This is a genomic window from Kocuria sp. UCD-OTCP, from assembly GCF_000349605.1.
Lineage (GTDB): Bacteria > Actinomycetota > Actinomycetes > Actinomycetales > Micrococcaceae > Kocuria > Kocuria rosea.
This window is the reverse complement of sequence record NZ_AOSQ01000007.1, coordinates 1-15,773: the sequence shown is the minus strand read 5'-3', so window position 1 is coordinate 15,773 and position 15,773 is coordinate 1. Positions and strand designations below refer to the sequence as shown.

General features: G+C 63.5%; 14 protein-coding genes and 1 pseudogene. 9 read left to right on the top strand and 6 right to left on the bottom strand.

Annotation, left to right across the window (positions count from 1 at the left end):
• Positions 1-99: 99 nt before the first annotated feature.
• The 3 genes from wecB to H488_RS22380 all read right to left on the bottom strand — a co-directional run bounded on the left by wecB (position 100) and on the right by H488_RS22380 (position 2,637).
• Entirely contained in the window at positions 100-1,242 is a 1,143-nt protein-coding gene (gene wecB / locus H488_RS22390; RefSeq protein ID WP_017832330.1) for a non-hydrolyzing UDP-N-acetylglucosamine 2-epimerase, read from the bottom strand.
• A gap of 329 nt (positions 1,243-1,571) precedes the next feature.
• Positions 1,572-2,033, bottom strand: coding sequence for a hypothetical protein (locus H488_RS22385; RefSeq protein WP_017832329.1), 462 nt, complete (start codon positions 2,031-2,033; stop codon positions 1,572-1,574).
• A gap of 142 nt (positions 2,034-2,175) precedes the next feature.
• Entirely contained in the window at positions 2,176-2,637 is a 462-nt protein-coding gene (locus H488_RS22380; protein WP_017832328.1) for a hypothetical protein, read from the bottom strand.
• Positions 2,638-2,930: 293 nt separating this feature from the next.
• Between H488_RS22380 and H488_RS22375 the strand changes: the two genes are divergently transcribed.
• Entirely contained in the window at positions 2,931-3,266 is a 336-nt protein-coding gene (locus H488_RS22375; protein WP_017832327.1) for a hypothetical protein, read from the top strand.
• Here H488_RS22375 and H488_RS22370 read toward each other — a convergent pair.
• Positions 3,260-4,744, bottom strand: coding sequence for a sugar transferase (locus tag H488_RS22370; RefSeq protein WP_017832326.1), 1,485 nt, complete (start codon positions 4,742-4,744; stop codon positions 3,260-3,262). The two genes, H488_RS22375 and H488_RS22370, sit on opposite strands and share 7 nt — an antisense overlap.
• A gap of 350 nt (positions 4,745-5,094) precedes the next feature.
• Between H488_RS22370 and H488_RS0117925 the strand changes: the two genes are divergently transcribed.
• Positions 5,095-5,922, top strand: a complete 828-nt coding sequence (locus tag H488_RS0117925) for a WecB/TagA/CpsF family glycosyltransferase (protein ID WP_017832325.1) — start codon at positions 5,095-5,097, stop codon at positions 5,920-5,922.
• A gap of 100 nt (positions 5,923-6,022) precedes the next feature.
• Here H488_RS0117925 and H488_RS22365 read toward each other — a convergent pair whose 3' ends face one another.
• Positions 6,023-7,417 carry a sugar transferase gene (locus H488_RS22365; protein ID WP_237740415.1) on the bottom strand — a complete coding sequence of 465 codons (1,395 nt, stop codon included), beginning with the start codon at positions 7,415-7,417 and terminating at the stop codon, positions 6,023-6,025.
• A 593-nt stretch (positions 7,418-8,010) separates the two neighbouring features.
• Between H488_RS22365 and H488_RS22360 the strand changes: the two genes are divergently transcribed.
• The 6 genes and pseudogenes from H488_RS22360 (at position 8,011) to H488_RS36975 (ending at position 13,639) form a co-directional block, all read left to right on the top strand.
• Entirely contained in the window at positions 8,011-8,622 is a 612-nt protein-coding gene (locus tag H488_RS22360; protein WP_017832323.1) for a 50S ribosomal protein L25/general stress protein Ctc, read from the top strand.
• Between the two features lie 120 nt (positions 8,623-8,742).
• Positions 8,743-9,321, top strand: a complete 579-nt coding sequence (pth, locus tag H488_RS22355) for an aminoacyl-tRNA hydrolase (protein WP_017832322.1) — start codon at positions 8,743-8,745, stop codon at positions 9,319-9,321.
• 131 nt (positions 9,322-9,452) lie between these two features.
• Positions 9,453-10,211 carry a hypothetical protein gene (locus H488_RS36980; RefSeq protein ID WP_190274493.1) on the top strand — a complete coding sequence of 253 codons (759 nt, stop codon included), beginning with the start codon at positions 9,453-9,455 and terminating at the stop codon, positions 10,209-10,211.
• A 170-nt stretch (positions 10,212-10,381) separates the two neighbouring features.
• Positions 10,382-10,750 (top strand): annotated as a pseudogene (locus H488_RS38480) (transposase); the annotation flags it as partial.
• An 848-nt stretch (positions 10,751-11,598) separates the two neighbouring features.
• Positions 11,599-12,222, top strand: coding sequence for a YveK family protein (locus H488_RS36400; protein WP_081615694.1), 624 nt, complete (start codon positions 11,599-11,601; stop codon positions 12,220-12,222).
• A complete protein-coding gene (locus H488_RS36975) occupies positions 12,215-13,639 on the top strand; it encodes a hypothetical protein (protein WP_150110273.1) in 1,425 nt (474 codons plus the stop codon). The genes H488_RS36400 and H488_RS36975 overlap by 8 nt, the downstream gene beginning before the upstream one ends.
• Positions 13,640-14,024: 385 nt before the next feature.
• Here the strand turns inward: H488_RS36975 and H488_RS38475 are convergent, their stop codons facing one another.
• A complete protein-coding gene (locus H488_RS38475) occupies positions 14,025-14,297 on the bottom strand; it encodes a transposase (protein ID WP_081615693.1) in 273 nt (90 codons plus the stop codon).
• Positions 14,298-14,552: 255 nt separating this feature from the next.
• On the opposite strand from H488_RS38475, the gene H488_RS22345 reads away from it, so the two are divergent.
• Positions 14,553-15,731, top strand: coding sequence for an IS30 family transposase (locus tag H488_RS22345; RefSeq protein ID WP_017832320.1), 1,179 nt, complete (start codon positions 14,553-14,555; stop codon positions 15,729-15,731).
• Positions 15,732-15,773: the final 42 nt, after the last annotated feature.

Genomic DNA, 15,773 nt, shown 5'->3' with positions numbered 1-15,773 from the left:
GTGCTCACCCGTTTTTAATGTGCTTGTTTTCATGTTTGGCTGGCCAGAAGGTGGAAGCCGGAGGATTGGCGGCGGGTATCTTTTTCGTCGGGCGATGCCTCACGCTTCAAAGTCTGGAACGCGCGTTCCGATACCGAACATTTCTTCTATCGCAGCCACTGTGCGCGTTGCAGCCCTTCCGTCGCCGTAGGGGTTTACGGCATTAGCCATGTCATCGTATGTCTTATCCTGGTTGAGGAGCTCGTCGACTTCATTCACGATGCGGTTCTCGTCGGTGCCGATGAGTTTTACTGTGCCGGCATGCACAGCCTCGGGGCGCTCGGTGTTCTCGCGCATAACCAGGACAGGTTTGCCCAGCGATGGGGCCTCCTCTTGCACGCCGCCCGAGTCAGTGAGGACAAGGTGTGCCACCGATAGCATGCGGGTGAACTCTCCGTAGGCCAGGGGTTCCGTGACAATGACGTTTGGTTTTCCTTCCAGGGCCGGCAACACGGCTTCGCGGACCGCCGGATTGCGGTGGACCGGTAGCACGATGATTAGGTCCGGTTCGGCGTCGGCGATACGGGCCAGAGCCCTCCCGACTCCCCGCATGGCGTCGCCCTGGTTCTCTCTGCGATGCGTCGTGACCAGCAGTACTCGGTGACCCGATGCGGCTATTTCCTCCAATTGGGGATCGGCGAACGGCAGTTGCTTCTCCACGGTGTGGAGTAAAGCATCGATGACAGTGTTGCCGGTGACTACGATGTCGGCTGCGGGCAGGGCTTCGGCCAGCAAGTTCTGCTTCGAGGTGGCCGTCGGGGCGAGGTGCAGGGAGGTAATTTGCGAGGTGAGTTTGCGGTTTGCTTCTTCGGGGAAGGGAGAGAAGAGGTTGAACGAGCGCAGGCCGGCCTCGGCGTGGATCACGGGGATGCCACGGTAGAGGGCGGCGATGGCCCCAGCCGTCGAGGTGGTGGTGTCACCCTGGACCACAACGGCGTCCGGGATGTCTCGGGCGAACAGGGCGTCGAGCCCCTCGACAGTGCGGGTGAGGATGCCGTTGAGCGTCTGCCGGGGCTGGATGATGTTCAGGTCGTGATCCGGGACAATGTCGAAGATTTCGTTGACCTGGTCGAGCATTTCGCGGTGCTGGCCGGTTACCGTGACCGTGCACTTGAAAAGTGGGGAAGACTGTAGCGCTTTCACGATGGGAGCCATCTTGATAGCTTCCGGGCGCGTTCCGTAGATCGGCATGATCGAGGGCATTTTGGGGGGCCGCCTGTTCGACAGTGCGACAGTGGGGGACTCTCGCACAGGGAGGGGTAGGTGCTTCCCCAGATTAGGGGACAAGCCTCTTTACGTCCGAGAGGACATGCCCATGAGACTGCAACAAGCCTGGTCACGCCGTCATACTGTGGCGGCAGGAGTGGTCGCGGCCGATTTTCGCCCTCTGGCGTGTTAGTGCGAACCTTTGGTGCCGGCCTGTGTGCGTAGTCGATCCGCTCGAGGTTCTGTCCAAAGTATGGGACTGTGGTCGGTTCTACGGTGATTCAGTCTGGCTGGGTCTGGGCCGCATGCCTTCCGAGTGGCCGAGGTCAGGCCGCCGGGCACTCCAAGAGGGCGTTGCCATGACCACGGAGGTGCTCAGCCTTCAGCCGGAGGAGACTCAGTGCGAGGTGGCCGGGAGTGCAGGCCAGCTGGATTAGAACCGTGGTTTCTTCGTAGCCGTGGGAGGTGAGGATCGACTTCACGGCTACCTCGTGGCGTTCGAGGAGTGCATGCGCGAAATAGCGCTCGTTGATCAACTCGGTCAGTTCAAGGGCGAAGGTCCAGCTGGGGGAGCCGGGGCCCATGGACGCCTTTGGGGAGTTCCAGTCGCTCGGGGCGCCAGCTGTGCGCAGCTGCGTGCGCAAGACTCGGTCCAGGGCTTCAGGGGTGAGAGCAAGCGTGAGTTCGACAGTGTCGTCGACGACCTCGAAGCGCGTGAGGGTGAGGTCGGAAGGGGTGCAGGACTCGATGTGACGTTGAGCATCGGTGAAGAAGTCGTTGTAGGTCATGGAATTCTCGCTGTCCGCCGGGGGTACGGATGGTCGGGTGGCTTCAGAGTATCCGCTGACGAGGGGTAGAGAGGGGGGTGCCCGTGCGGAAAGCGGAGCCGGCGGGGTTGTTCGGCGGGTTGCCGAGTTCGCGCCGAACAACTCAGGCCGCCTGTGCCTCCGGCGTAATGAGCCCGCTGGAGCGGAGGTGCTCCGCCTTCAGGCGGCGGAGGTTCAGCGCCAGGCAGTTGGGGGCGTAGGCCGGGCGGATCACCACAGGAGTGCCCTCGTGGCCGTGGGCGGCGAGGATCTCCTGCAGAGTGGCCTCGTGGCGCTCGAGGACCACGTGGCCGAAGTAGTGGTCGTTGAAAAGGTCGGCCAGTTCCAGGGCGTACGCCCAGGTGGGGGTGCCGACCTCCATGGACGCCTTCGGGCAGTCCCAGTCGCTCGGGGTGCCGGCGGTGCGCAGCTGGGTGCGCAGCACGCGGTCGAGGGCCTCGGGGGTAAAGGCCAGGGTGAGCTCGGCGACGTCCTCGACGATGTCGAGCTCCAGGAGGGTGAGTCCCGCGGGGGAGCAGGACTCGAAGTAGCGCTGGACGGCGGTGGAAAGGGGAGATGTACGCATCGGATTCTCGCTTGTCCGTCGAGGGGTACGGATTCTTTGGGTGCTCCGAGCGTATCTGGGTGACGACCCTAGTGGGGGCCGTTTTCTGTCCCCACATGGTCCCCAGCGGACCGGACAAAAGTCTATTGCCGCGCCCCACTCCCTATGCAGGAAGTGCTTTCGTGTGGACCATTGTCCAGCACGCTTCTCTATGGCGTGACGGGGGTCACGCCGGCGGCCTTCCCTCGAGGGCGGCGCCTGCCTCGTGGACCATCATGGAGGGCAGGTACGCACCCCTACCCCCGAAGGGAACCATGACCCGCGCTCTCCGCATCCTCGTATACGGCACGATCATCGCCGCCGGATTCGTCCTCCTGATCAGCACCGATCACCCGCTGGTGGTCCAAGCCGTGGTGCTGGTGGTCATGGCGTTCATCGGCACGCTCGCCCTGTACAAGCCCCGGGCTGAGGCCACCACGGTCGTCTCCGTCGCCGTGGCGCTGCTGCTGCTGGCCGCGGCACTGTACTCCGCGCAGCTGGGGTTCCTGGGAGTGCTCGTCGTCGCGCTCTTCCTCCTGCTCGTGGTGGCGGCGTGGGGGGGGGGTCGGCGAACCCGGGTCGGAGCGGGGGTCACCCACGACCGTCAGTGAGCGCCCTCCTTGGCCACCACGGCCTTGACGGTGCGGAGCAGGATCACGAAGTCCTGGACCGGGGACCAGTTCTCCACGTAGTAGAGGTCCAGGCGCACGGCCTGCTCCCAGTCCAGGTCGTCCCGGCCCGAGACCTGCCACAGGCCGGTGATGCCGGGCTTGACCCGCAGCCGGCGGTGGACGTGCTCCTCGTACTGGGCGACCTCCGAGGGCAGCGGCGGGCGCGGGCCCACCAGGGACATCTCGCCCTTGAGGACGTTGAGGAACTGCGGCAGCTCGTCGAGGCTGTACTTGCGCATCCACCGCCCCGGGGTGGTGACCCGGGGGTCGTCGGCCATGAAGAACAGCACCCCGCCCTTGGCGTCGTTGGCGGCCATGAGCTCGGCCTTGCGCTCCTCGGCGTCGGTGTACATGGAGCGGAACTTCAGCATCTTGAAGCTTGTCCCGTCGAGGCCGGTGCGTTCCTGGGCGAAGAGCACGGGCCCGCCGTCGTGCGCCTTGACGATCGCAGCGAGCACGAGCATCACGGGGGACAGAGCCACCAGCGCGGTGATCGCGCCGGCGATGTCGACCAGGCGCTTGAGCATCCGCCGGGACCGGCTCAGCCGCGGCGTGGAGACGTGGATCAGGGGCAGGCCGGCCATCTGCTGGGTGTGGATGCGCGGGCCGGCGATGTCGGTGAGCCCGGTGTCGAGGACCAGGCGGATGCGCTCGTCGGCCAGGTACCAGGACAGGTGCCGGACCTCCTCCGAGCTCAGCGGCGCGGACGCGGCCATCACCAGGGTCTCGATCCGGTGGGCGCGGCACGCGGCCACGATCCCCTCCACGCTGGGCGCCTCCCCGGCCGGCAGCATGTTCTGGGGCATCGGCACCCGGGCCAGGTGGTGCGGCAGGACCCGGGACGACGACGGCGCGTAGACCGCCACCGGGTCGAAGCCCGCGGCAGGGTTCTGCTGCAGGGACTTGAGCATCTCCACAACCCCCGGCACGCGCCCGACCACCAGGGTCCGGGACATCGCCTCGCCGGCCAGCCGGCGGCGGGTCAGCCCCCGCCGCACCAGGCCGCGGCCCGCCAGCAGCAGGAGTGTGCCCAGCGGCAGGGCGATCACCACGTAGCTGCGGGCCATCGGCACGTTCAGCACGTAGGACAGGATCGCCAGGGCACCGAAGAGCACCAGCGTGGCCGAGACCACCTGCCGGTTCTCCTCCACGGCGTAGCCGATGAGGCGCACGTCGCGGGCGCCCCGCAGCTCCAGCCAGCCCCACCAGGCGGCACCGAGCACGGCGCCCACCAGCCAGTAGGGCACGGTGAGCCGGCCGAGCTCCAGGGCCTCCTGGTCGAGGCCGAAGCGCATCAGCTGCGTCAGCACGAGCGTGGCAGCCAGGGCCAGCGCGTCCAGGCGACGCAGGCTGCTGATGTGGGTCTCCCGCCAGGCGGCAGGTCGCACGGACATGTTCTTCTTGAGCACGTTGGTCACTCCCCCCGAGTGTGCGGGGGCCGGAACACTCCTCCTACGCCCCCCGGCGTGGTTCCGGCCCCCATCGATGACTTTACAAGTGCACATCGATGTAAACAGGTGCTTAACAGGGGACAGTCCCGAGGGTTGGATGCTCCGCCGTCTTTGCTAGCGTAAATGCAAGCGCATGTTCGCCGGTCCCAGGGCTGGTGGTCGCGAGACGTGCGCTGCAGGGGTGCCGGTCCGCCGGCGGGATCCGGGGGGATCCCGCCGCACCACGGACGGCGCTCCCTGTTCGAGAGGCCGGCCCGGTTCCCGGGTCTCGGCGGGGGAGCGAGGCGCCGCAGAGGCGCAGCACAGGGGGAGTTCGCATGTTGAAGCACCAGTCCCGTGACCGGAGCACGGACCCGATCGAGATCCCGGTCAGCGGTGTCCGCGTGACGCCGATGGACGCCGAGGAGCTGCACCGGTGGATCTCGGCCACGTGGCAGGAGCGGCGCAAGGCCGCCGTCCTGGCCCACAACCTGCACAGTCTCTACACGTGGGAGGTCAATCCGACGTTCCGCGCCTTCTACGAGAAGGCGGACGTGGTGCTGACGGACGGGTTCCCCGTCCTGAAGCTGGCCAAGTGGCGCTCCGGGCGCGACCTCAGTGCCAAGCGGCACCGCCTCGGCACTCTGGACTGGCTGCCCGGCCTGATGGGGCGCACCCCGGTGCGGCGCGTCGCCGTCGTCGGCGCGACCCCCGAGGGCAACGCCCGCACGGTGGACATGCTCCGGCGGGACGCGCCCGCCGGGCGGATCGAGGGCTGGCCGGGAGAGGGCTGGAACCCCGTGCTCGAGGACCACATCGTCCGGTCCCTCCAGGAGTACCGACCCGACTTCGTCATCGTGGGCCTGGGTATGCCGCTGCAGGAGGAGTTCCTGAGCCGGCGGTGGGAGGAGCTGCCCACGGCGATCTACGCGGCCGTCGGCGGCGGGATCGACGAGTACGCGGGCATCCAGAAGCCGCCGCCGCGCTGGCTCGGACCCATCGGGCTGGAATGGGCGTACCGGCTGGTGACGCAGCCTCGTCGACTGGGCCACCGCTACGTGGTCGAGCCGTGGATCCTCGCCTATCTCCTGGTGACCAAGGCCGTGCGGCAGGATCCACCAACCCCTGTAGGCGCCGAGAGCGGCCCGGTTACGGCGAGCAGGTAGGACTTGCCCGGGCCGCCGTTCGTCGGACGTCGCTCGCAATTTCGTGATGTCCATGGCAGAAGCCGGGGCGTGCAATTCATCCTCCGGCTGCCCCGTTGGTTCAGTAGGCGCCGTCGCGCGCGAGCACGGCCTTGACGGTGCGCAACAGGATGACGAGGTCTTGGGTGGGGGACCAGTTTTCCACGTAGTAGAGGTCGAGGCGCACGGCCTCCTCCCAGCTCAGGTTCGAGCGTCCGGAGATTTGCCACAGCCCGGTGATCCCGGGCTTGACGCGCAGACGCCGGTTTACGTAGTCCTCATACTTCGCGACCTCGGTGGCCAGTGGGGGGCGGGGTCCGACGAGCGACATGTGCCCGAGCAGCACATTAAGGAATTGCGGCAGTTCGTCGAGGCTGTACTCGCGCATCCATCTGCCTGGCCGGGTCACGCGGGGATCGTTCTTCATCTTGAACAGCACGCCGCCCGCGCTCTCATTCGCGTCCAAGAGCGTAGCTCTGCGCTCCTCGGCGTCCTGATACATGGAGCGGAATTTCCACATCCGGAACACCTTGCCGTCCAGTCCAACGCGTTCCTGTGCGAAGAAGGCAGGCCCGCCGTCGTGGGATCTGACGATCAGCGCAAGCACGAGCATCATAGGAGCGAGCACGGCAAGAGCTGTCATCGCGGAGAGCACGTCGACAAGGCGCTTGTACATCCACCGAGAACGGGTCATTTTCGGGGTCGACACGTGGATCAGCGGAAGGCCCGCAACGTGCTGGGTGTGGATCCTGGGGCCGGCGACGTCAGTGAGGCCGGTGTCGAGGATGAGCCTGATTCGCTCATCGGCAAGGTACCAGCTCAGATGCCGAATCTCCTCGGGACTGAACGGGGCGCTGGCGCATAGCACGAGCACCTCGATCTGTCGGTCGCGGCAGGCGTCGAGCAAACTTGCTATGTCGGGGGAGTGGCCATCAGGAAGGAGGTTCGGCGGCTGTTGCACCAATGACACGGACGCATGAAGCGGCAATGAGGTAGTCGGCGCATACATGGCCACGGGGTCGAAACCGGCTCCGGGGTGCTTCTGCAGGGATGTGACGGTTTCGAGGACTCCCGAGGGGCAGCCCACGACCATCGTCCGAGAAGTCGCGACACCGGCCTGTCGGTGACGGGCCAGCCGCCGCCGGATCCGGCCCCGGCCCAGGAGCAACAGCCCCGTACCTATGGGCAGTACCACGATCACGTATCCGCGAGCCGTGGGGATGTCCAGTGCGTAGGAGACGATAGCGAGGGTCCCGAAAAGGACCAGCGTCGCATTGACCAGTTCCTTCGATTCCTCGACTCCTTGGCCGACCAGCCGGATATCGCGAGTCCCGCGTAGCTCCAGCCAACCCCACCAAGCCAGTCCCAGGAGGACTCCGATGCCCCAATAGGGCATACGGAGCCCCAGGACGGGCAGAGCGCCGCTGTCGAATCCGAAACGGATTAGTTGGGCTACAGCTACGGTCAAGGTCATCATCGCCGCGTCCGTCGCTCGGACTGTGCGCACGTAGTCATCCTGCCAGGACGCGGGTCGCGAGATGCCTGTCTGTTTGAGCACAGCCGCACTCCCTTCCCCTGAGCGGTGGACGGGCTCGATCCCTTCGAACTGACTGAGCGGTAGGCATGGTCGCATGGCCCACTTTGAGGGCATGCTCTTGCCTTGGATGCCAAGTTGTTCAGCGCACGGGTCGTGCCCTCCAGTCGACCCCCATCGACTGGCCCCTCCTCGTCGGATCGGAACGTTCCGAGCGGTGGAGGTTGCCGCGCTACCGACTCTAAAGGGCTGGTCCCGGCGATACCTACTTTCGTCCAATAATGGCCGAATGTGAATTGCCCAATGCGATGACATGGGGCGATGTCCGCAGGGGCTACCCGTGCTAGCATTGTGCGGTTGCCAAGGCGAGGGGACCCCTGCGGGTCCCGTGATCGACGACGGCTGGTTGAACGTTCCCGCCCCCACCGGTGCGGCGCCCCGCGAGGCGTGTCGCCCGGAATCCAGACAACGGGGGAGGGTCTGCGGCCGGTATCGCCTGGCCATTCAGACGACAGACCCGACTTCGAGGAGTTCCCATGGCTGACACCATCCGCATCCCGGCCACCACGCGCAGCGACTTCGGCAAGGGCTACGCCCGCCGCATCCGCAACAACGACCAGATCCCCGCGGTCGTCTACGGCCACGGCGCCGAGCCGCAGCACGTGATCATCCCCGGCCACGAGACCATGCTCGCCGTGCGCCACTCCAACGCCGTGCTCGAGCTCGACGTCGAGGGCAGCACCCAGCTGGTCATGGTCAAGGACATCCAGCGCCACGCCACCCGCCCCGAGATCCTGCACGTCGACCTCCTCGCCGTGCGCCGCGGCGAGAAGGTCGAGGTCGAGATCCCCGTCCACGTCATCGGCGAGGTCGAGCCCAACGCCGTGCACAACGTCGAGGAGAACACCCTCACGGTCGAGGCCGACGCCCTGAACGTGCCCGAGGACGTCGTGATCAACCTCGACGGCCACGGAGTGGGCGACCACGTCTACGCCGCCGACGTGCGCCTGCCCGAGGGTGTCGCCATGATCTCCGACCCGGAGCTGCTGGTCATCAACGTCTCCGAGCCCCAGGCCGTGGACCTCGGCGAGTCCGAGGGCGAGACCGAGGCTCCCGAGGGCGACGTCGTCCCCGAGAACGAGGCCTGAGCCCCACCGCTCACGTGATCTCGTGATCCTCGAAGTGCGGGGCGGCTTGCGAGCCGCCCCGCACTTCGCATGACCGCACTCTTCACACCCCCACTCTTCTCACCTTTGATGGAGGCACCGATGTCTGACGCATGGCTGGTCGTGGGACTGGGCAACCCCGGCCCCGAGTACGCCCGGACCCGGCACAACGTGGGACAGATGGTCCTCGACGAGCTCGCCGCACGCCTCGGCGGCACGTTCAAGGTGCACAAGACCCGCGCCCAGGTCCTCGAGTCCTGGCTCCGCCCGGGTGGGCCCCGCGTGGTCCTGGCCAAGCCCATGACCTACATGAACGTCTCCGGCGGCCCCGTGGCCGGGCTCGCCAAGTTCTACGGCATCCCCGCCGAGCGGGTCATCGCCGTGCACGACGAGATCGACATCCCCTTCGCTGCGCTCAAGCTCAAGATCGGTGGGGGAGAGGGCGGGCACAACGGGCTGCGGGACATGTCTAAGGCCCTGTCCACCAAGGACTACTACCGTCTGCGGGTGGGTGTGGGCCGTCCCCCGGGCCGGATGGACGCCGCCTCCTACGTGCTCAAGCCCTTCTCCTCCACCGAGGGGAAGGAACTGCCCTTCCTGCTCGACGACGCCGCTGACGCAGTCGAGCACTTGGTCGAGAACGGGCTGCTCGAGGCGCAACAGCGGTATCATGCTCGGTGACTTGCAACCGGACGGGACGGGAACAGGCCGTGTTTCCGATGCCGATCACCGAAAAGCTACCTCGGCAATCCTTAGATGTGGGGACAGTTGCCACCACTCGTGCTCAAGTAAGCCTTCCCTATTATAACTGCATGTTTAACAGCTCGTCGCGGCCGCCATGGTGGCCAGCATCCCGTGCATCGATACCGAGGGGCGCGGGGCAATGGTGGTGGACATGGAGCCTTGTGCTGTTCAGCGTGGATGCCATACTGCTCACCGTGCATGCGATCCACCTGGTGTTGCGTCGGTGGGGAGCCGAGCAGAATGCACTATCAGACTTCCTATTGAATACCGCCTGGAATGGTTCCAACGACGGTTCGGTGGGCGAAATTTGGGGTTACCTCCAACTGGGGGCCGCGGGGCTGATTCTGTTGGCTCTATCCCTGCGGGGACCAAGAAGGTATGCGTTTGCAATGTGGGGTGTGGTCTTTCTCGTCATGACCGCGGACGACATGCTCAGGTTGCACGAAAACTTTGCAGAGCGGTTCGAGTCGGCTTCCAGGGCCTCACCCGTGATGGGCATACCGCCGTATGCCTTCGGTCAGTTGTTATTTTGGGGAGTGCTGGCAGTTCTGCTGGGAGGACTCCTCTTGCTCGCACACTCACGTAGTTCCGTGTCGACGCGTCGGGGCTCCGTGCAGCTATTGGCTGGAACAGTGCTGCTGTCCACAGCCGCGGTGGGTGTGGATTTGGGCAGCTCGCTTGCGCTGGAAATTTGGGGTCGCACAGCCCACTCCATTCTTGTATTTATAGAAGCAGTCGGCGAGCTGGTCTTCGTGACCGTGATTCTCGTCGTTGCGCTCCGCCTTGTTGTTTTGCATTCTGAAGTTTCAGCACCAAAAAGTCATTGAAGGTTGTCTAACCACCGATGCCGGTGGGGCACATAAAAACCGGTTTCAAAACTTAATGGCCGTACTCCCCCGTACTGGGCGTGATCACACTTCCTGCATGACGACGCAGTCGTGGATGGTCGATGACTGTCTGTGGGAGCTAATCGCTTAGCTCGCCCCACCCACCGACTCGAAGGCGGGGTGGACCGCCCTGGATCGACGACCGAGCTGCTCCGGAGGGAAACCTGTCCGTGCTCCACACCGATTGTCGATGGAGAAATCCGCTCCGGAGCCTGGGCTGTGGATCCGGGAACACCGCCTGGCGCCGGCTGCGCGACTGGCAGCAAGCCGGTGTCTGGCAGAAACTCCACCAGACAGTGCTCGCTGAGCTCTCCGAGAAGGCGATCCTCGACTCGTGGCGGACAAGCATCGACGCCGTCATGGCACGGCAAAAGGCGGGCGGGGGCGAGCTGACCGGTCCGAACCCCACCGACCGCGGGAAACCGGAGACACAGGACCACCTGCTTCCCGACGGCGCCGGGTGGCCACTCTATGCGTAGGCCTAAGCGGCAAAAACGCACGACTGTCAGCAAGCTGCTCGAGCCGCTGTTGGAGGCCAATCCGATTGTTCCTGGCTGCCGCGGGAGCCCCGGACGACCCCGCCACGGGCCAGATCAGCTGCACGCGTTCAGTCCTACGACTTCTGAGGGGTCGGCGCGGTACTTGCTTCGGCGAGGTATCAAGCCCGGATCACCTGCCGTTGGATCGACACTGTGACCCACTTGGACCCACTTGGGCTGGCGCCGATGGTTCGTGGAGCTCGCCACCTCCTGGGTGCTTCGGTTCGAGCGACTCGGTCGGCGCTACGACCAGGCCGCAGTCATTCGCTGCCGTTGCTCCCACCCACCGTCAGACTCATCAACGTTCACAGACTGCACCAAGCAACGGAGTCAAGAGATCAGGTCCTACGTGGAAAACATGGACGTAGGTTGCAGATCCGGAGGCACATCCGGCCACGGGGTCAGCGCTCTTTCCCAGTCGGCGTCTCGGACGAAATGCATCGCGTCACAAAGTTCAACGCGGAGGCTGGTCACATCGGGTCGGCTTGCTCCGGACTAAGCTGATTTCCACGGGGAAGCTGTCTGCAGGACACGGGAATCCCCAGAACGTGCATCTGAACTGGCTCGCTGAAAGTACAGATTCGTCGGACGGGGACCTCTGCGAGTCGAGCCAAGATAAGCGAAGCTCGTCGTGAGTCCGCTTTGGGGATCAGGGGACTCACGACCAGGAGGATCTCCCAGTGTGTCCGTGATGGCCGGTGCTCCACGAAGCTCTCTGAGTGTCGATAGTTTCGGGGCATGAGGTGGCCCTCGATCAATAACACTCTTAGTCGAGAAAGTGAAAAAGCATGGATTTGGCACAGTATGTTGACATATTTCGCGCTAGAAAATGGCTCATTTTAGGTTGCGGTGCGTTCGGACTTCTGTCGGGATTGATTTTCGCATATTTGTTCGACGCACCCTATCGCGCCTCCAGTTCTGTGTACCTGCAGCCGAATTTGAATGACAACGCATCACTAGTCACGCAGATGACTGGCTACATGGAAAATCAGACCATCACGTACGCTGAACTAGCTGACCAGCCGCTGCTCCAGACGCGCGTGGTAGAAGAGTTGGATCTGGACTACACACCCACTTTCATGGGGGCGCTCGTGTCGACTAGCACCTCTGAAGATTCCTATGTCATCGAAATTGTGGCCATAACGAACGATGGTCAGGAAAGTGTCGAAGTAGCCAATGCCACAGCTGCCGCGCTTGTAGATCATGTGGAAGATGCAGAACCGCAACTAGGTGGACAACCGTTGCTCACTATGGGAATCAGCGCGGTGGCAGAGGAGGCTACAGAAGAGCTACCTCGGACTCCTTTCTATCCCACGCTCGGCCTTCTAGTCGGCCTACTGGGTGGGGCGACGTGGGCGTTGGCATATTTTAATCGGAAACTACAAAACGACATAATTACTGCACATGACTGAACGTGCCTTTCCAGTAAGTGGACCGATGCCACTGCAAACGTGGCCTATCGCGGACAGACGTGTCGAGGCATTCTTGGGGGCGCTGGTACTCGTCGTCGGCCTGCCGGTATGGGCGTATCTCACCACTGAGATCTCCGAAGATGGCTCCGCGCCTGCCTGGCCGTTGCTTGCGATTGTAGAGATGGCGGCAGTTCGTCTTGTGTGGATCCTCGGAGTCGGCGAACGTCGTCTCCACGAAATGGTGTTTTGGGTTTTCGTTTATGTCGTGATGGGCATGGCGCCCTTTATTCAAGTTCGAATGGGCATTGAGCCGTCCACGACCCGGAGCCTCAACGGAATGTACTATGACGACGCGCTTTTAGTGATTCTAATCGGATGCCTAGCCTGGATGGCTGGTAGCGGATTTGGAACTGCGACAGAGCATCAAGGGCTTAATTTCAGGCATTACGAAGTCAATCTTCTCCGAGCGCAGCTTCTATTTGGCGCCATGTTATTCGCTACTTCTTTTTATATTTTTTCTGTGGGTCCCACAGTCTTGTTTGAGAGTCGCTTTGCCCGATCTCTGGCCGCTGAGGAGGCGTGGCCCAACACGGCTACTTCGACTCTCATGGAAGTAGGGGTGCCGATGGGGTTGCTCGTGACGTACGTTGCGCAGGCTCAAGCGCATAAATCGATTGGCACCAATAATGCGCGAATTTTACTTGGCCGTTCATTGATAATTTTGAATTTAGTGGCGCTTTTCGCTGTCGTTAATCCTGTGAGTAGTCCGAGATATGTGTTCGGCGCTGTGCTTCTCGCCGTCGCAGCCACACTGGGAGTTTATTCTACACTTCGAGGATTTCGAGTGGTGGCTCTTGTTGCGGCACCTGCTTTTATTCTGCTCTTTCCTTTGGCAGACGCATTTCGCGATCTAGAAAGAGGGGAAGATGTTCCCGTCGGTGTCCGAGAGTCTATGTACTCGGGAGATTATGATTCCTTTGCACAGGTTCTCAATGCCGTGAGCTACGTTGAAGAGAATGGTGTCTTATGGGGTCGGCAATTGATTGGAACTATATTTCTTTGGGTACCACGAAGCTTTTGGCCCGATAAGCCGCAACCAACGGGTGTAGTTCTCGCGGATTTTAAGAACTATACATTTCACAATCTGTCAGCACCCATTTGGGCCGAATTGTTTATTGACGGCGGATGGACATTGTTGATATTTGGAATGTTCTGCTTGGGCTTGCTCGTTCGACGATTGGATCAGCGGGCCGAAGTCGTCTTACGCGCCCAAAAAATGCCAGGTTTGCTCGGTTGCATTCTACCGTTCTTTTTTATTATCATTCTCCGCGGATCTCTTATGGGTGTGGCTGGTGGTTTATTGGTCATTCTACTAGGATGGGTAATAGTGACAGATTTCCGTGGCCACCGCACCTGACGCGGGTTCACTCCGAGTGCGCGACTTTAATCGTGTCAGTGGAGCTCTGTCGAAATTTGGCAGGATGTTTAGAGGCTGGTGCGAAGCCGCGTATCGGGGGCCAGCGGGACCGGCATTCGGGATGTTTTCTTGACGGCTCACCCCGGGGCCGGACCCCCCAGTGCGAGCGCAAGCGAACGAGCGAGCATTGACTGGGGCAGTGGCCGTCGACAAGACAAGCGCTTGCGAGCCCACCAACCATGACGGCGAGCTGTCCCGGGTCGGCCTGAAACGGACAGGGTTAGGCTGGACACGGGTGAGTAGAGCGACCTACGTCGGCGGCCGAATCCGCAGCAAACTGGATAACCCATGATGGCTCTGCCAGTTTGGGTGGGGTGGCAGGTGTTCAGCTAGCCTGCTGGGCAACCATGAACGACAGTATCCGAGTGAGGTAATTGGTGTAATTGCGGCCGATGCGCTCGAGGTTATTCGCAGTCATATTCGCCGACTCTATGCGATCGTTGGTGACCCGGGTCCGGCAAAACGTCAGCAGGGGTCGGCTCCAGGCTCTCAGGGTCGCGACAAGCGACTTGACCTTCGGGCATCCGGGGTCCTTCGTCGCCTCTTCCAGCTCGGCCCATGCCCGTTGGAAGCTACTGGCGGTCGTAGTTCGTAGCAGTTACCGCACGTGCTCCTTGATGTCCTACACGACGCCGAGCTGCCAGTCGGTTTTGTCGATGCCGTCTGAATACTGACCCTCGGGCGCCGGGCGGATTCAACGGTGGGTTCTAGCGGTCGTCGCAACATCCCTGTAGATGAAGGGGATGGAGATGGGCATCAGAGGACGCAAGCGGCGGTTGGTCCTGGAAGATNCGCCGGGCGGATTCAACGGTGGGTTCTAGCGGTCGTCGCAACATCCCTGTAGATGAAGGGGATGGAGATGGGCATCAGAGGACGCAAGCGGCGGTTGGTCCTGGAAGATGAGTACTGGGCGCTAATCCTTACCGGGGTGGGCACGGTCGAGGCGTGCCGGATGGTCGGGATCGGGCGTAAGACCGGGTACCGGTGGCGGGCCGAGCTCGGCGGACTGGCTCCGGCCAGAAGAGCCGAGGCGCAGCCATCGAAACGCTACCTGTCGTTGCTGGAACGAGAACGGATCGCGGTGCTCCGTCGACAGGGCCTGTCGATGAGGACGATCGCCATCCGGCTGGGGCGGGCGCCTTCAACGATCTCCCGGGAGCTGCGGCGCAACACCGCCGCCCACGACCGCGGAGGCTATGACCCGGTGTTGGCCCATGCCCGCGCCCGCACAGCCGCCCGACGGCACAGACCCGGGGTACTGGCTCACGACGAGGAGCTCCGTCGTGTGGTGCAGTCCAAGCTCGAGCTGGACTGGTCCCCGCAGCAGATCGCCGTGTGGCTGCGGATCGAGTACCCACACCGCCGGGAGTGGCATGTGTGCCACGAGACGATCTATCAGGCGCTCTACCACGGCACTCGTCGCGGGCTGCACCGGCGGCTGACCACTCGGTTGCGCACGGGGCGGTCGATGCGCCGCCGGCGCCGACGCCCTGACCAGCGGGCCCCGCGCTTCATCGCCCCGGGGCTGCTGATCGACCGGCGCCCGGCTGTGGTCGAAGAGCGGGTGCGGATCGGCGATTGGGAGGGCGACCTCATCGTGGGGGCGAAGAGCCGCTCGGCGATCGGGACGCTGGTGGACCGCACCAGCCGCTACGTCCGCCTGGTGCACCTGCCCCGCGGCCACGCCGCGCAGGCCCTGACCGACGCTCTGGAGGTACTGGTGGAGGACCTGCCGCAGCCGACACGGCGGACGTTGACCTGGGATCAGGGTGCGGAGATGGCCCGCCACGACCTGGTGGCCGCCTGGTTCAGCGAGGGCGTGTACTTCGCCGCCCCGGCCAGTCCGTGGATGCGGGGGTCCAACGAAAACATGAACGGGTTGCTGCGCCAGTACTTCCCGAAAAGCACGGACCTGAGCGTTCACACCGCGGAGGACCTGGCCAGGGTGGAGCAGCTGCTCAACACCCGTCCGCGAAAGGTCCTCGGATGGGCGACGCCGGCCACCGTGTTCGCGGCCAAGATGTCATGCTGAAACAACGTCGGTGTTGCGACGAGCTGTTGAATCCGCCCGGCG

Excerpts from the sequence above, each read along its gene's own strand:
- wecB (WP_017832330.1), bottom strand. The coding sequence starts at position 1,242 with ATGCCCTCGATCATGCCGATCTACGGAACGCGCCCGGAAGCTATCAAG.
- H488_RS22385 (WP_017832329.1), bottom strand. The coding sequence starts at position 2,033 with ATGACCTACAACGACTTCTTCACCGATGCTCAACGTCACATCGAGTCC.
- H488_RS22380 (WP_017832328.1), bottom strand. The coding sequence starts at position 2,637 with ATGCGTACATCTCCCCTTTCCACCGCCGTCCAGCGCTACTTCGAGTCC.
- H488_RS22375 (WP_017832327.1), top strand. The coding sequence starts at position 2,931 with ATGACCCGCGCTCTCCGCATCCTCGTATACGGCACGATCATCGCCGCC.
- H488_RS0117925 (WP_017832325.1), top strand. The coding sequence starts at position 5,095 with ATGTTGAAGCACCAGTCCCGTGACCGGAGCACGGACCCGATCGAGATC.
- H488_RS22365 (WP_237740415.1), bottom strand. The coding sequence starts at position 7,417 with ATGATGACCTTGACCGTAGCTGTAGCCCAACTAATCCGTTTCGGATTC.
- H488_RS22360 (WP_017832323.1), top strand. The coding sequence starts at position 8,011 with ATGGCTGACACCATCCGCATCCCGGCCACCACGCGCAGCGACTTCGGC.
- pth (WP_017832322.1), top strand. The coding sequence starts at position 8,743 with ATGTCTGACGCATGGCTGGTCGTGGGACTGGGCAACCCCGGCCCCGAG.
- H488_RS36980 (WP_190274493.1), top strand. The coding sequence starts at position 9,453 with ATGTTTAACAGCTCGTCGCGGCCGCCATGGTGGCCAGCATCCCGTGCA.
- H488_RS36400 (WP_081615694.1), top strand. The coding sequence starts at position 11,599 with ATGGATTTGGCACAGTATGTTGACATATTTCGCGCTAGAAAATGGCTC.
- H488_RS36975 (WP_150110273.1), top strand. The coding sequence starts at position 12,215 with ATGACTGAACGTGCCTTTCCAGTAAGTGGACCGATGCCACTGCAAACG.
- H488_RS22345 (WP_017832320.1), top strand. The coding sequence starts at position 14,553 with ATGGAGATGGGCATCAGAGGACGCAAGCGGCGGTTGGTCCTGGAAGAT.